Annotated in this window: 11 protein-coding genes; 3 read left to right on the top strand and 8 right to left on the bottom strand. The window is 74.0% G+C overall.

All coding sequences use genetic code 11. The annotated features are described in order from the left end of the window. Positions 1-21: 21 nt before the first annotated feature. Positions 22-2,229: an anthranilate synthase component I gene (locus tag FXF65_RS07385; protein ID WP_148348978.1), complete on the bottom strand. Its 2,208-nt coding sequence runs from the start codon at positions 2,227-2,229 to the stop codon at positions 22-24. Between the two features lie 157 nt (positions 2,230-2,386). Here FXF65_RS07385 and FXF65_RS07380 point away from each other — a divergent pair, with 157 nt between their 5' ends. Together FXF65_RS07380 and FXF65_RS07375 are read left to right on the top strand one after the other, a co-directional pair. Further along, the gene (locus FXF65_RS07380) at positions 2,387-2,983 is read left to right on the top strand and encodes a VOC family protein (protein ID WP_246198403.1); all 597 of its coding nucleotides are present in this window, start codon (positions 2,387-2,389) and stop codon (positions 2,981-2,983) included. Positions 2,984-3,160: 177 nt separating this feature from the next. Continuing rightward, positions 3,161-5,956, top strand: a complete 2,796-nt coding sequence (locus FXF65_RS07375; RefSeq protein ID WP_148348976.1) for a family 20 glycosylhydrolase — start codon at positions 3,161-3,163, stop codon at positions 5,954-5,956. Positions 5,957-6,068: 112 nt separating this feature from the next. Here the strand turns inward: FXF65_RS07375 and FXF65_RS07370 are convergent, their stop codons facing one another. The 6 genes from FXF65_RS07370 to FXF65_RS07345 all read right to left on the bottom strand — a co-directional run bounded on the left by FXF65_RS07370 (position 6,069) and on the right by FXF65_RS07345 (position 10,991). After that, positions 6,069-6,458, bottom strand: coding sequence for a phosphomannose isomerase type II C-terminal cupin domain (locus tag FXF65_RS07370; RefSeq protein ID WP_246198402.1), 390 nt, complete (start codon positions 6,456-6,458; stop codon positions 6,069-6,071). A gap of 38 nt (positions 6,459-6,496) precedes the next feature. Then, positions 6,497-7,183, bottom strand: coding sequence for a TetR family transcriptional regulator (locus FXF65_RS07365; RefSeq protein WP_148348975.1), 687 nt, complete (start codon positions 7,181-7,183; stop codon positions 6,497-6,499). Positions 7,184-7,241: 58 nt separating this feature from the next. Continuing rightward, positions 7,242-9,587 carry an Hsp70 family protein gene (locus tag FXF65_RS07360; RefSeq protein WP_148348974.1) on the bottom strand — a complete coding sequence of 782 codons (2,346 nt, stop codon included), beginning with the start codon at positions 9,585-9,587 and terminating at the stop codon, positions 7,242-7,244. Beyond that, positions 9,584-9,964 (bottom strand): Pepco domain-containing protein, encoded by a 381-nt coding sequence (locus FXF65_RS07355; protein WP_148348973.1) that lies wholly within the window; start codon positions 9,962-9,964, stop codon positions 9,584-9,586. Before FXF65_RS07355 ends, FXF65_RS07360 begins: the two co-directional genes overlap by 4 nt. A 131-nt stretch (positions 9,965-10,095) precedes the next feature. Continuing rightward, complete coding sequence (locus FXF65_RS07350) at positions 10,096-10,527, bottom strand: iron chaperone (protein WP_148348972.1); 432 nt, start codon at positions 10,525-10,527, stop codon at positions 10,096-10,098. A gap of 8 nt (positions 10,528-10,535) precedes the next feature. Further along, the gene (locus FXF65_RS07345) at positions 10,536-10,991 is read right to left on the bottom strand and encodes a carboxymuconolactone decarboxylase family protein (RefSeq protein ID WP_148349440.1); all 456 of its coding nucleotides are present in this window, start codon (positions 10,989-10,991) and stop codon (positions 10,536-10,538) included. A 182-nt stretch (positions 10,992-11,173) separates the two neighbouring features. Here FXF65_RS07345 and FXF65_RS07340 point away from each other — a divergent pair, with 182 nt between their 5' ends. Next, complete coding sequence (locus FXF65_RS07340) at positions 11,174-13,660, top strand: tetratricopeptide repeat protein (RefSeq protein WP_148348971.1); 2,487 nt, start codon at positions 11,174-11,176, stop codon at positions 13,658-13,660. Here the strand turns inward: FXF65_RS07340 and FXF65_RS07335 are convergent. After that, complete coding sequence (locus FXF65_RS07335) at positions 13,633-14,793, bottom strand: MFS transporter (protein ID WP_222868426.1); 1,161 nt, start codon at positions 14,791-14,793, stop codon at positions 13,633-13,635. The genes FXF65_RS07340 and FXF65_RS07335 overlap by 28 nt on opposite strands. Positions 14,794-14,844 lie beyond the last annotated feature (51 nt).

Raw genomic sequence — 14,844 nt, 5'->3', positions numbered from 1 at the left:
CCCCGACCTCATGCTCGGGGACTAGGACCGACTCAACCTGAGGACGTTGGCCACGATCCGGTGCCCCGCCCCGCCCGCCGCGGTGAGGATCGACTCCGGATGGAACTGCACCGCCCAGCGCCGCCGCTCCGGGTCCTCGATCGCCATCACGACGTCGCCGGTCAGGGCCGTCACCTGGTACCCGGCGACCCGGTCCGGGGTGGCGTGCAGGGAGTGGTAGCGGGCGGCGGTGAACTCGTCCGGCAGGCCCTCGAACAGCGCCCCGCCGTTCACCTTCACCCGGCCCGGCTTGCCGTGCGACGGCTCGGGCAGCAGCGCCAGCTCGCCGCCCGCGTGCTCGACCATCGCCTGGAGGCCGAGGCAGACGCCGAACACGGCGGCGGGACGGGCGTCCAGCGCGTCCAGCAGCGCGCGGGTGCCGAAGTCGACGGGACGTCCCGGACCCGGCGAGAGCACGACCAGGTCGGGCGCGTGCTCGTCCAGCACCTCCGGCGGGAACCCGTGCCGGAGGGTGACCACGTCGGCGCCCTGCTGGCGGAAGTAGTCGGCGAGGGTGTTGACGAACGAGTCCTCGTGGTCGACCAGCAGCACCTTCATGCCGTCTCCGGCACGCTGTCCCTCGCGCGTCCCGGCGGCGTCCGCGGCGGCGCCGCCGTCCGCGTGCTGCGACTCGGCGAGCGCGCCGAGCAGCGCGCTGGCCTTGAGGTGCGTCTCGCGCTCCTCCTCGTCGGGGTCGGAGTCGTAGAGCAGCGTCGCCCCGGCCCGGACGGTCGCGACCCCGTCGCGGATCTGCGCGGTCCGCAGCGTCAGCCCGGTGTTCATCGACCCGTCGAAGCCGACGAACCCGACCGCGCCGCCGTACCAGCGGCGGGGCGACTCCTCGTGGTCCTCGATGAACTGCATCGCCCACGCCTTCGGCGCGCCGGTGACGGTCACGGCCCACATGTGCGTGAGGAACGCGTCCAGCGCGTCGAACCCGGGACGCAGCCGCCCCTCGATGTGGTCGACGGTGTGGATCAGCCGGGAGTAGATCTCGATCTGCCGCCGTCCGAGGACGCGGACGCTGCCCGGCACGCAGATCCGCGACTTGTCGTTGCGGTCGACGTCGGTGCACATCGTCAGCTCGGACTCGTCCTTGGCGGACGACAGGATCGCGCGGATCTGCTCGGCGTCCTCCAGCGCGTCCTCGCCGCGCTTGATCGTCCCGGCGATGGGGCACGTCTCGATCCGGTCCCCGGTGACCCGGACGAACATCTCCGGCGACGCCCCGACCAGGTACTCGCCGTCGCCCAGGTTGAACATGAACTCGTACGGGGCGGGGTTCGTCTCGCGCAGCCGCTCGAAGAACGCGGCGGGCGAGTCGCACCGCCCGTACATGGCGTGCCCGGGCGTCACCTCGAACAGGTCGCCCCTGATGAACTTCTCCTTGGCGTCCCGCACCATCTGCGCGTACACGCCGGGGACGGGCTGCGCCGGGAGCTCCGCCGTCTCGGCGACGGGCGTCGGCTCGGTGCGGCGCGACAGCCCCGCCGTGCTCTCCCCGCCGACCGTGAAGTCGTAGGAGATGCGGTGCGACGTCTCGCGCTTGCGGTCGACGACGACCATCTCGTCCGCCAGGTGCAGGACGAGGTCGCGCTGGTCGGCGGGGCGCTCCAGGCGCGTCCGCAGCGGCTCGAACTGGAGCGACAGGTCGTACCCGAACGCCCCGTACAGCCCGAGGTGCGGGTCGTCGCAGGCGAACAGGCCGACCACGGCGCGCAGCGCGGTGAAGACGGTCGGCTGGCGGCTGCGCTCCTCCTCGGTGAAGAGGCCCTCCCCCGGCGGGACGAACACCTCGAACAGGTCGGCCTCGTCCGCGCGGACGGCGCCGACCCCGCGCAGCACCCCGGCGACCGCGGGCAGGACGATCCGCCCCCGCTCGTTGAGCGCGCGCACGGCGACGGCCCGGTCCCGCGCGACGAACTCCAGGCACGGGTCGACGTAGGCCATGTGCCAGCGGCTGTAGCGGCCCGGGTACTCCATGCCCGAGCTGAGCACCCCGCCGCGCCGCTCCGCCACGGCGGCGACGAGCGCGTTGAGGACGTCCGACTTTCGCTCGGAGTCGACCGGCGTTGCGGTACGGGTCACCCGTACGCCCCCGGCCGTGGCGAACTGCCTGGTCTGCGGCTGCTGTGAGACGGTCTCCACCGCGGTGGCCCCTCGTGTCGGGCCCCCACCAGGCGGGAACATAGGAAGACGACCGCCGGTGAGGGCGGTCGCCTGATGATCGCGTGAGAACCGGCGCCGCCTAGCGGCGCCACCACCGTTGGGAGGCTGGGGTTCTCATGCGCCGAAGGCTACCATGGCAGCGCCGCAAGTATTCACTTACAAGAGGGAGAGCAGCTCCGTGACCAGGAAGAACACCGAGTTCGAGCTGCGCGGAGTCAACCACCTCGCGCTCGTGTGCGCCGACATGCAGCGGACGGTCGACTTCTACCGGGGCGTGCTCGGCATGCCGCTGATCAAGACCATCGAGCTGCCGATGGGCTGGGGGCAGCACTTCTTCTTCGACTGCGGCGGCGGCGACGCGCTCGCGTTCTTCTGGTTCCCGGACGCGCCCGAGGGCGTCCCCGGCGTGTCCGCCCCGAAGGACCTGCCGGACCGGGGCGAGCTGCTGTCGGCCGTCGGGTCGATGAACCACGTCGCCTTCGACGTCCCGCCGGAGCGGATCGAGGAGTACCGCGACCGGCTCGTCGCCAAGGGCGTGGACGTCGGCGTGATCCTCAACCACGACGACAGCGAGTTCGGCGTCGCCCCCGAGAACCACGACGGCGTGTTCGTCCGCTCGATCTACTTCAAGGACCCGGACGGCGTCCTGGTCGAGTTCGCCGCCTGGACGCGCGAGCTGGACTCGCCGTCCGACGTGCGGCACGAGCCGAGGACCGCCGCCGACCGGACGGTCCGGGCCGCCGCGGCCGCCGCGAGCGACGCCGACCCCCCGTGACGCCGCTCCCCCGTGACGCTGACCCCCTGTGACGCGGCGCGCCGGGCTCCGCACACGGCGGGTCCCGTCAAGATCTCCCGGCTGACCGGACACGGCCGGACGGCGCTGCCTGCGGCTACGCGAATGGCCGGATCAGGGGCCGTGATCAAGCAAAACTATTAGGTTACTTTCCTATTTATGCCGAGAAGACACACGGCCGCGCTCGCGGCCGCCGCGCTCACGGCCGCCCTCGCGGTGGCCGTCCAGCCCGGTCCGGCGTCGGCGGCCTGCAATCCCGACGCACGCGATCTCAGGGTCACCTACCAACCGGTCGACCACACCGTCGCCGACGCGCAGTACCACCTCGCGCGGCTGACCATCGACAACAACGACAAGCGCTGCGCCCTCGACGCGGCCGGATGGGCGATGTACTTCAACGCCGTCCGGCAGCCGGGCGCGGTGCTCGGGGGCACGGCGGGCGACACGGCCCGCAAGCAGCTCGCCGACCAGGGCCTGTCCGTGGCCCGGGCGGACGCCGCGCAGAGCGGCGACTTCTACACCCTCAAACCGGCCGCCGGGTTCAAGCCCATCGGTCCCGGCCAGCACCGCGACATCGCCATCACGTTCGAGGTGTGGGCGATCCACAAGTCCGACGCCCCCGCCGGATGGACGATCGCCTACGGCGACGGGAAGCCGTCCTGGGTCCCGGCCAAGACGCTCCTCGACCCCGCCGACCCCAAGCAGACGACCGCCTGGTCCGGCGACAAGCGCCCCGTCGAGACGGCGGGCACCCGGTACGCCGCGAACACCTCCCCCAAACTCGACCTCACGCTGCGGCAGAGCATCGTCCCGCAGCCGCTGTCGGCCCGCGCGTCCGGCGGCGCCGTCGCGATCGGCGGGCGCTCCCCCGTCACCGCCCCCGACTCGCTGGACGGCGAGGCGGGCTACCTGCGCTCCGCGCTCACCGACGTCGCGAGCGACAAGGGCGCCCCGATCACCCTCGCCGTCGACCCGAAGCTGGACGTCGACCACGACGGCAAGCCCGACGCCGAGGGCTACACGCTCTCCACCACGAAGGACGGCGTCCAGATCGTCGGAACCGACAAGGCCGGCGTGCTGTACGGCGTCCAGACGCTGCGGCAGCTCATCCCCGCCGCCGGCTACAAGGCGGCCGCGGGCAGGCACCGCAAGGCCACCGTCGACGTGCCGCTCGCCGAGATCGCCGACGCCCCGCTGTTCGGCTACCGCGGCCTGCAGATCGACACCGGACGGCACTTCGAGACCAAGCAGACCATCCTCAAGTTCCTCGACCTGATGAGCTTCACCAAGCTCAACAAGCTGCACCTCGGGCTGACCAACGACGAGGGCTGGCGGCTGCAGATCCCCGGCCTGCCCGAGCTGACTGACTTCGGGTCGCAACGCGGGTTCGACCTCAAGGAGACCGGCTCGCTGCACCAGGGCATGGGGTCGGTCAACGACCTCGGCGGCGGCGACGGCGTCTCCGGCAAGGCGAAGAACGAGACCGAGGCCAACCTCGGACGCGCCCCCGCCTACCAGGGCTTCGAGCAGGACACGCTCAACTTCGTCGGCAAGGGCAGCGGCTACTACACCGTCAAGGACTTCGAGGAGATCCTGCGGTACGCCGCCGAGCGGCACATCGACGTCGTCCCCGAGCTGAACTTCCCCGCGCACGCGCGGGCGGCCGTCCAGTCGATGGAGCGCCGGTACCAGCGGACGCAGGACTCGACCTACCGGCTGCTCGACCCGGCGGACACGAGCAAGCACGTCAGCGTCCAGTACTACAACGACAACCTCGCGAACCCCTGCCTGGACAGCACGTACAACTTCCTGTCCCGGGTCGTCTCCGAGGTGGGCAAGATGTACAAGCAGGCGGGCGTCCCGCTGAACCGGCTGAACCTCGGCGGCGACGAGCCTCCGGGCCCGCAGGAGAACTGGTGGTCCGGGTCTCCCGCGTGCAAGGCCAACCCCGAGACGGCGGGCAAGTCCGGTGAGGAGCTCAAGGAGCTCTTCTTCACGCGGTACAACGAGATCGCGCACGGCGTCGCCGCCAGCACGGCCGGGTGGGAGGACATCACCAACCCGACCACCAAGTACCGGCTCAAGGGCTTCGCTCCGCTGCCCTGGCAGAACGTCTGGGGCTGGGGACGCGAGGACTGGGCGTACCGGTTCGCCAACGAGGGCACCCCGGTGATCCTCGCCCACGCGACGAACCTCTACATGGACCTCGCCTACAACAAGGACCCGGACGAGCCCGGCTACTACTGGGCCGCCTACGTCGACGAGAAGAGCACGTTCACCTACCAGCCGTACAACGTCTACGCGAACGCGACCGAGGACCGCTGGGGCAACCCGATCACGCCGAACCCGTCCTGGACGAAGCTCACCCCCGAGGGCAAGAAGAACATCCTCGGCCTGGAGGCGCAGCTTTGGGCGGAGAACGGCAAGGCCCCCGGGATCCGCGAGTACCAGGCGTTCCCGAAGCTCCTCGGCGCCGCCGAGCGCGCCTGGAACCGCGAAACGCCCGCGCCGGACAAGATGGACGCCGCGTGGAAGGTCTTCAACAACACGCTCGGCCAGAAGACGTTCCCGCTGCTGTCCTTCTACCGGCCGGTCGGCCTGTCCGGCACCGGCGTGAACTACCGCATCCCGCCGCCCGGGGCGAAGATCGACGGCGGGACGCTGTCGGCGAACGTCCGTGACCCCGGCCTCGCCCTCGAGTACTCGACGGACGGCGCGAAGTGGCTGCCCTACACCGGCCCGGTCAAGGTCGGCGCGTACGCGCTGACCCGCACCCGCGCCGCGGACGGGCGCACCAGCCGCGTCTCCCAGGTCGGCCTCCCCCCCTGGCAGAGCGCGACGTCCTACCAGCCCGGCGCGCTCGTCCGCTACCAGGGCGAGCTGTTCCGGGCGGCCCGGGCCGGCACCGGCAAGGTGCCCGGCCAGGACGCCGGCTACTGGACTCTCCTCCAGTAGCCGCCGCGGCCCGGCCGCCCGTCCCTTCCGGGCGGCCGGGCCCTCCCGGCCCGTGCGTCCGGGCGCGGGTCAGGCCCTGGCGTCGAGGCCCCGGTGTTCGGGCGCCGGGGGGTCAGGCGCGGCCGTACTCGTCTTCCAGGCGTTCGATGTCGTCCTCGTCGAAGCGGCCGAACGCGATCTCCATGACGCGGACCGCGGGGCCGGTCGAACCGAGCCGGTGCGTGTCGCCCGCCCGGATCAGGACCCGCTCCCCCACCTCCGGCAGGATGCGCCGCCCGGCCACCTCGAACACCGCGCCGGGGTCGAGCGCCACCCACAGCTCGTCGCGGTCGCGGTGCCGCTGCAGGCTGAGCCGCTGCCCCGGCGCCATGTGGATGATCTTCACGGTGGACGCCTCGTTCAGCGTGAAGCGCTCGAAGCTCCCCCAGGGCCGCCGCTCGGTCTCCACGGCGGGCTCGGGACGCACATCGCTCTGCACGCGCTCGTCGGTCTGCACGGTCACCTCGGGTTGGTCGGGTCGTCCTGCGAATTATGGCGCGATCACGGTTCGTCGGGAGACCGCGTTCCGGCGTGCGGCCGGTCGGCCCCGGGCGCGGCGGACGCGGACGCGGGCGCTGCGGACGCGGCGGCCGGGAGCCCGCCGAGGACGAGGTCGACGAGCCCGTCCACGACGGCGCCCCGGGGGACCTCCGCGTGGTCGAGCCACCAGTCGCCCGCGGTCTGCACCATGCCGATGATCGCGTGGCCCCACACGTAGGCGCGGGTCCGGTCCGCCGGCTCGCCCTCGGCGATCATCACCTCGGCCAGCTCCCGGCCGACGTCGCGGATCATCGTGCTCATCGCGCTGTGCGTGGCCGTGTCCTCGGCGCTCGCCCGGTGCATCAGGAAACGGTAGAGGTTGTGGTTCCTGGAGATCGTCGCCAGATAGGTGTCGATGGTGGAGCGGACGCGCTCCCGGAACGGGTCGCCCCGCGAGAACTCCTCCCGGATCCCCTCGACCAGCTTGCGCGTGTGGCGCTCGGCCAGCGCCTGGTACAGGCCGCTCTTGTCGCCGAAGTGGCGGTAGAGGATCGGCTTGCTGATCCCCGCCTCGGCGGCGATCGCGGCCATGGACGCCTCCGGGCCCTCCCGCTGGATCACCCGGTCGGCGGCCTCCAGCAGGGCGCGCCGGCGGCCGGGGTCGCGTCTGGCCCCCGGCCCGGTCCGGGCCCCCGCCGCACTCGTCATGGACAGCAAGGTATCGGCGGTGTTACCCGGTGACAACACCCCCGCGCCGTGCCGCCGGTCAGGCCCCCGGTGCGGAGCCCGCACGGCGGCGCAGGAAGAAGTTGTTCAACTGGCGGTGGCTCTCGCGGCCGTCGAGGCCGGGCACGGACACGGCTATCGTCGTGTTGGCGTCGATGTCCACGGTGATCTCGACGGTCCGCCCGTCGGGGCCCGCCTCGACCGGGACCGTGCCGATGAGCTCGACGTCCTCCCCGAGGTACTCGACGACCTGCAGCGAGATCGGGGACGCGCCGCCCGGCGCGAGCCGGAACCGCTCCGAGCGCTTCGTCGGGATCGTGGTGAACGGCTCCACGACCGGCATGATCTCGCGGTCGGCCGAGGGGTCGCCCGCCACCCGCGGCGGCCTGCTCCGGCGGTCCGTGCAGCGGACGCCGATCCCGCGCCGCGTCAGGTCGAGCAGCAGCGTGTTCTTCACGGTGCCGGTGAGGACGCCCGCCTGGCGGCCGAGGCCCTGCACAACGGCGGTCTCCTGGAAGTGGTCGACCACCTCCCCGCCGAGGTCGGCCGCGGCGAGCTGCTCCCGGACGGTGAAGATCTTCGTCCCCTGCCCCGCGAGCAGCACGAGCGGAGGCGAGTCCCCGTCGTGCAGGAAGCTGGCCCGCCAGGCGTGCTTCGCCTGCTCCAGCACGGACCGGATCTCCTCGTTGAGCGGCGCGGTCAGCCGCCGGAAGACGTCCCGGTCCAGGGGGATGCTGATGTCGTGGAGGCCGCGGTTGCCCACCTCGACGTCCTGGAGGAGCAGGGACGCCTCCTCCCGCGCGCCGAGCGTTCGCTTCGCCCGCTGCGCCTCCCGGCGCAGCTGCCAGCCGAGATGGGGGTCGCGCGGGATGTTCGGGCCCCAGTGGTCCCGCAGCCACTCCAGCGCGTACCGGACGACGGCCCGGTCGAAGTCGAGGCCGCCGACCTTGTCGCTGCCCGCGGACGACAGCACGACGCACGACACCAGCTCGCCGAACTCGTCGTTCCCGTCGTAGTCGATGAACGCGACGTCGAAGGTTCCGCCGCCGAGGTCGACGACCGCGCACGTGCCGTGCCAGTCCGGGCGGAGCCGGGGGAGGCTCATCACGGCGACGTTGGGCTCGGCGACGAGCCGCGCGACGTCGAAGCCCGCCAGCTCGAACGCGCGGGCCAGCGCGTTCCGCCGCACGATCCCGAAGTTGGCCGGACAGGACGCCACGCAGCGGCGCACCGGCGTCCCGAGCGCCTCCTCGGCGTTGCGCCGCAGCGAGCGGATGACGAGGCTCGCGGCGAGCTCCGGGGCGATGCTCCGGCCGTCCACGGCGAAGGAGCGGTCGGTGCCGAGCAGCCGCTTGGCCTCCTTGACGGTCCCCTCGGGACGGTACTGGTCGGCCTCCACGGCGGCGGAGCCGACGAGGTAGTCCAGGCCCGGCAGGAAGTGCACGACCGAGGGGACGAGGGTCCGGCCGTCCGTCCCCGGCAGCATGACGGTCTCGCCGTCCGACCAGGACACGGCCGAGTAGCTGGTGCCGAAGTCGACGGCGACGAGCGGGTCGCGCGGCGGGTCCGCCGCGACCCGCGGCGCCCGGCCGGACCGCTGCTCCGCGCCGATCGGCGTCGCGGCCCGCCACTCGTTCGACCGCCGCGCCGACACGATCTCGAGGCGCTGGACGTCCAGCGGCTCCACCCTGCTGAAGGGCTGCTGGACGGGCCTCCCCGCGGCCCGCGCGATCTCCGGCACGCGGGCGGTGACGTAGCCGTCCAGCTCGTAGATCGTCCGGCAGCGTCCGCGGTCGCCGAGCGCCTCGCAGAGCGCCTCGGTGAACACCCCGCCCTGGAGCGTCTCGGCCTCGTAGGACACCTGGCCGGGACGGCACGAGCAGAAGGTCACCATGCCCGGCGGGCACAGCGCGGCGACGTCCAGCCGGGGCGGCGCGTCCGGGGCGGCCTTACCGCCCTCGACGACGTTGCGGCACGCGTCCAGCAGCAGGACGGAGTGGTCGGCCCGCGCGCCGCCCAGGTGCCGCACCACCGTGTCGAAGCGGAGCGAGGTGTCGGCGAGCGCGCCGCGCAGGCAGTCGATCGGGAGGAGGTACTGCGCGCCGTCCGCCGTCTGGAACCCGTGGCCGCTGAAGAAGAAGAACAGGACGCCGTCGACGCGGTCGAGCCAGCTCCGGTCGGTGAGGGCGCGGAGCACGTTCGTCCTGGTCGGCCTGCGGCGCGGGTCGGGCGCGTCGTCGTGGAGGGCCACCAGCGTGTCGGGGGTGACGTCGCAGGACGCGACGAGCGCGTCGGCGAGCCGCCGGGCGTCGCGGTGCGCGTAGCGCAGCGGCGCGAGGTCCGGGTCCTCGTACCCGGCGCAGCCGACGACGATCGCGCCGTTCACGCGGGCGGGCGCGCGAAGACCAGCTTGACGCCTCCCTTGACCTGGCCCTGCAGTGCGCCGACCAGCCGGAACTGCCCGCCCGCGGTGATCTCCGCGACGGCCTCGAAGCTCTCCAGCCGGAACGGCCCGGACCGCTCGGGCACCTGGTCGATCGCCGCCTGGACGGACGCGCAGAACGCCGCCAGGTTCGCCGCGAGCCGCGCCGGGTCGACGTCGGTCACCCGGGTCGCCGCCTCCCGCGCCGCCGAGAACAGGCCCTTCTCGCCGTCCACCGGCTCCGCTCCCGCGACCACCACGGGAATCGGCCCCGCCTGCTCCACGGTCTTCTCGTCCGCCACTACCGCCGCCTCTCCGCGCCGCTCGGCCGTCGTCCGCATTGTCACACTCGGCACCGGCGGCGGGCATTCGATTACGGGGCCGCGCCCGCTAGCGGCCACGCGGTGCGGCCGGGCGGAGACGGCGAGTGGCCCGGGGATCGGTCCCCGGGCCACTCCTCGCCGCAGGACGGTCAGCTCGCCGCCTGCTTGACCAGGGCGGTGATCCTCGCCTCGGTGTCGGCGGTCAGCTTCGTCAGGGCGAAGGCGGTCGGCCACATGGCGCCGTCGTCCAGGCTCGCCGCGTCGTTGAAGCCGAGCGTCGCGTACCGCGCCTTGAACTTCTGCGCGCTCTGGAAGAAGCAGAGCACCTTGCCGTCCTTGGCGTAGGCGGGCATCCCGTACCAGAGCTTCGGGACGAGGTGCGGCGCGGCCGCCCGGACGATCTCGTGCACCCGCTCGGCGAGGACGCGGTCCGCCTCCTCCATCTCGGCGATCTTCGCGCGGACGTCCTGCTCGCCGTCCGCCCTGGCCTTTCCCGGAGCGCGCCGCGCGGTCTTCTTCAGCTCACCGGCGTGCTCCTTCATCGCGGCGCGCTCGTCGGCCGTGAATCCGTCATAGGTCATGGCGCCGGTCACCCCCACGCCCCGGCGATCTGCCGGGTGGTCGCGTTGAGCCTGTTGAACATGTTCGTCACTCCGATCATCAGGACGATCGCGGCGAGCTGCCTCTCGTCGTAGTGGGTCGCGGCGGCGTCCCAGACCTCGTCGCTCACCGCGTCCGGACGGTCGGCCAGCCGCGTCGCTGCCTCGGCCAGCGCGAGCGCCGCCCGCTCCTCGTCGGTGAAGTACGGGGCCTCCCGCCACGCGGCGACGGCGGCGAGCCGGTCGTCGCTCACGCCCGCCTTCCGGGACGTCTTCGCGCCCGCGTCGACGCACGCGCTGCACCCGTTGATCTGGCTGACCCGCAGGTGCACCAGCTCCAGGGTCTGCGCGTCCACGCCGCCGCCGTGCGCGGCCTTGAACACCTGCTGGATGGGCTGCATCGCGTCCGACAGGACCATCGCGGGGTTCTGCATCCGAGCCTGCATGTCCTTCTCCTTTTTCCCGGTCACCGCCCCTCCCTGCGGGGCGTGACTCAATAACAGCCGGGCGGGCCCGGCGCGGCGAGGACGGCGGGACACCGTGGGACAGCCGACACGGCTTTGACCTGCGTGGATTCGTCCCACTAAGTTTCGTTCGCGGTGGGACAGAAGGGGGCGGGGACACGGTGGTGGCACAGCACGGGACGAGACAGGCGGACCCCGGCGACGAGCTGGCCGAACGGCTGCGCCTGCTCCAGGAGCTGTCCGGACGCGGCGTGCGGGCGCTCGCCCGCGACACGGAGCTCAGCTCGTCGTCGCTGTCCCGCTACCTGAGCGGGCGGACGGTCCCGCCGTGGTCGGCCGTGCTCGCGCTCTGCCGCCTGGTCAGGCGCGATCCCCGGCCGCTGCGCCCGCTGTGGGAGCGGGCGTCGAGCACGCTGCCCGCGCCGCCGAAGAGCAGCCGCCACGTCCAGCCGCCGGCGCCGCCCGCCGGGGCGCCGCGCCCGCCCCGCAACGACCTGCCGCGCGACGTGCCCGACTTCACCGGGCGCGCGGCCGAGCTCGCCGCCGTGCTCGCGGCGGTGGACGCGGGCGGCGTCGTCGCCGTCGACGGCATGGCGGGCGTCGGCAAGACGTGCCTCGCGGTGCACGCCGCGCACCGGCTCACCGCCGCCTATCCCGACGCGCAGCTCTACGTCGACCTGCACGGGTTCACCGACGGCCGGGAGCCGCTCGGCGCCGACCCGGCGCTGCGGACGCTGCTCGCGGCGCTGGACGTCCCGTCCGAGCGGATCCCGCAGGAGGGCGGCGTCGAGCCGCTGGCCGCGTGCTGGCGGTCGGAGCTCGCGCACCGGCGGGCCGTGGTCGTCCTCGACAACGCCGTCGACGCCGACCAGGTCCGCCCGCTGCTGCCCGGCGCGGGGCCGTCCGTCGCGCTGATCACCAGCCGCAACCGGCTGCTCGACCTGGACGAGGCGCCCCCGGTCTCGCTGGACGTCCTGTCCCCGGCCGAGAGCGCCGAGCTGCTCGCCCGCGCCAGCGGCGACCCCGGCGGGTCGGGGCGGCTGGCGCGCGAACCGGAGTCCGCCGCCGAGGTGCTGCGGCTGTGCGGCCACCTGCCGCTCGCGCTGCGGCTGGCCGCCGCCCGGCTGCGGCACCGCCCCGGCTGGACGGTCGGCATCCTCGTCGAGCGGATGGCGGAGGGCGCCGACGAGTTCGACACGGCGTTCGCGATGTCGGTCCGGCAGCTCGACCGGGCGGGCCGCCGGTTCTTCCGGCTGCTGGGCCTGCTGCCCGGTTCGACGTTCGACGAGTACGTGGCGGCGGCGCTGGCCGACGTCCCGCTCCGCACCGCCCGCGCGACCCTGGAGGACCTGCTCGACGCGCACCTCGTCCAGCAGCCCGCGGCGGGCCGCTACCGCCTGCACGACCTGGTGCGGCGGCACGCCCGGAGCGCCGCCGCCGAGCAGGACCCGGAGGCCGAGCGGGACGCGGCGCTCGGCCGCGTCCTCGGCTACTACGTGCGCGCGGCGGCCGCCGCCGACGCGGCGATGTCGTACCAGCCGCCGAACCGGGACGTGTCCGCGGGCGAGCCCACGGCCGAGGTGCCGGAGTTCGCGGGCAAGCACGCGGCGCTCCTCTGGTTCGGCACCGAGTACACCAACCTGATGGCCGTCTTCGAGGCGGCGGCCGCGGTCGGGGCCGACGACCACGTGTCCGAGCTGCCGCGCTTCATGCGGGCGTTCTTCGCCCGGCGGTGCGGGACAACGCACCTGAACGCCCTGTTCGAGCGGTCGCTGGACGCCGCGCGGCGGCTCGGCGACCCGCTGCGGCTGGCCGAGGCGCACAGCGACCTCGGCTTCGCCCGGTACAACGCGGGGCGGATGGCGGAGGCGGACGCCGCGTACGAGGCGGCGGCCCCGCTCGTCGCCGCGTCCGGGGACGCGAGGACGGCGGCCGACCTGACCCTGCGGCGCGGCCACCTGCGCTGGGACGAGGGCCGCGTCGAGGAGCCGCTCGGCCTGTTCCGGCGGGCGGGCGAGCTGTACGCGGAGGCGGGCTGCCCCACGGGCGCGGCGCACGCGACCGCGGACGAGGGCTGGGCGATGCTCCAGCTCGGCCGCTGCGAGGAGGCGGCGCGGCTGGCCCGCGCGGTGCTGGACGTCCCGCACGCCGACCCCGCGTGGCCGCCCACGCTGACCGCCCGCATCACGCTCGGCATGGCCGTCGCCGACCGGGAGCCCGACCGGGCCGTCGCGCACCTGCGGGAGGCCCTGGAGCTGGCCCGCGAGGACGGCCACCGGCACAACGAGGCGTGGTGCCTCAACTGCCTGGGCGTCGCGCTGCGCCGGATGGGCCGGTTCGACGCCGCGCTCGCCGCGCACCGCGAGGCGTTCGCCCTGCTGGACGAGCTGTTCGAGGAGCACTGGAAGATCCGCTTCCTGGACGGCTACGCGGAGACCTGCCGCCTCGCGGGCCTGCCCGGCGAGGCGCTGCGGCTGCACCGGGAGGCGCTGGAGCTGGCCCCGAGGCTCGGGAACCGGCACGCCGAGGCGCTGGCGCACGAGGGGATCGCGGCCGTCCTCGACGAGGCCGACCCGTCCGCCGCGGCCGAGCACCGCGCGGCGGCGCGGGCCCTCCTCGACGCCTACGACGGCGCGGCGGCGCGGCGATAAGCGAGGACGAACCCGGCCAGGACGACGGCGAGCGCCGCGAACCCCCAGGAGAGCCCGGCGGACGCGGCGACGGCGGCGACCAGCAGCGGCCCGCCCGCGTCGCCCAGTTCGCGTCCGAGCTCGGCGGCGCCCATCGTCTGGCCGAGCCGCTCGCGCGGGGTGGCGGCGGCGAGGGCGGCGAAGCCGAGCGGGGTGATCAGCCCGGTCCCGGCGCCGATCAGCGCGGCGGCGGCGAGCACGCCCGCGAGGCCGGGCAGCGCGGCGCAGCCCAGCCCGGCGGCGGTGACCAGAAGCCCGGCGGTGACGCCGGAGCGGGCGGTGAGGCGTCCGTCGTCGAGGGCGCGGCCGGCGCGCGGCTGGACGAGCGCGGCGCAGAGGGCGAGCACGGACACGGCGGCGCCCGTGACGATCGTGCCGAGCCCGGCGGCGCGTCCGGACACGGGCAGGAAGCCGACGCCCGCCGACAGCGCGGCGGTCGCGGCGGCGAGCGCGGCGGTCGGCGCGAGGAACGCGGGATCGGCCAGGCGGCGGGCGAGGTCGAGGACGGTCTGCCGGGCCTTCGGCAGCGGCGGGACGGCGGGCACGGCGAGCGCGGCCCACCCGGCGACCGCCGCGCCGAGCACCGCCAGCACGGCGAACAGCAGCCGCAGTCCCCCGGCCCAGACGAGGACGCCGCCGAGGAGCGGGCCGAGGGTGTAGCCGATCGACTTGTAGAAGCCGTAGCCGCCGAAGGCGCGGCCGTGCTTCGCGGCCGGGTTGAGGCGGGCGACCAGCGCGGACGCGGACGGCGAGAACGCCGACGCCGCCGCCCCTTGACCGAGCCTCGCCGCCCAGAGCCAGCCGGGCCTGTCGGCGACGACGTAGACCGCGGACGCGGCCGCGAACGCGACCAGCCCGCCGACCAGGACGGGACGGGCCCCGATCCGGTCGGCGAGCGTCCCGAAGACGGGCTTGAGCAGGACCTCGGCGCCGTCGTACAGGGCGAGCAGCCCGCCGAGGACCAGCAGCGAGGTGACGGCGTCGCCGGAGAAGCCGCCGAGGTTGGCGGCGATGCCGTGCGCGCCGAAGGCGGTGGTGAATCCGGCCGCGTACAGCGGCCACATCCGCCTGGCGGGCGGGGCCTCCGGCGGCATCAGCCCGGCTCCAGGATCACGATCAGCACCTCCGCGGGTGTCGCGACGGGC

It is taken from the genome of Actinomadura syzygii, assembly GCF_008085905.1.
GTDB classification, from domain to species: Bacteria; Actinomycetota; Actinomycetes; order Streptosporangiales; family Streptosporangiaceae; genus Spirillospora; species Spirillospora syzygii.
Note: the sequence above shows the minus strand (reverse complement) of the source record. Positions and strands in the feature narration are given on the sequence as shown.

What these genes read in the sequence shown, in the direction of transcription:
- FXF65_RS07355 (WP_148348973.1), bottom strand. Translation starts at nt 9,964, where the DNA reads ATGCGGACGACGGCCGAGCGGCGCGGAGAGGCGGCGGTAGTGGCGGAC.
- FXF65_RS07350 (WP_148348972.1), bottom strand. Translation starts at nt 10,527, where the DNA reads ATGACCTATGACGGATTCACGGCCGACGAGCGCGCCGCGATGAAGGAG.
- FXF65_RS07365 (WP_148348975.1), bottom strand. Translation starts at nt 7,183, where the DNA reads ATGACGAGTGCGGCGGGGGCCCGGACCGGGCCGGGGGCCAGACGCGAC.
- FXF65_RS07335 (WP_222868426.1), bottom strand. Translation starts at nt 14,793, where the DNA reads ATGCCGCCGGAGGCCCCGCCCGCCAGGCGGATGTGGCCGCTGTACGCG.
- FXF65_RS07385 (WP_148348978.1), bottom strand. Translation starts at nt 2,229, where the DNA reads ATGTTCCCGCCTGGTGGGGGCCCGACACGAGGGGCCACCGCGGTGGAG.
- FXF65_RS07345 (WP_148349440.1), bottom strand. Translation starts at nt 10,991, where the DNA reads ATGCAGGCTCGGATGCAGAACCCCGCGATGGTCCTGTCGGACGCGATG.
- FXF65_RS07375 (WP_148348976.1), top strand. Translation starts at nt 3,161, where the DNA reads ATGCCGAGAAGACACACGGCCGCGCTCGCGGCCGCCGCGCTCACGGCC.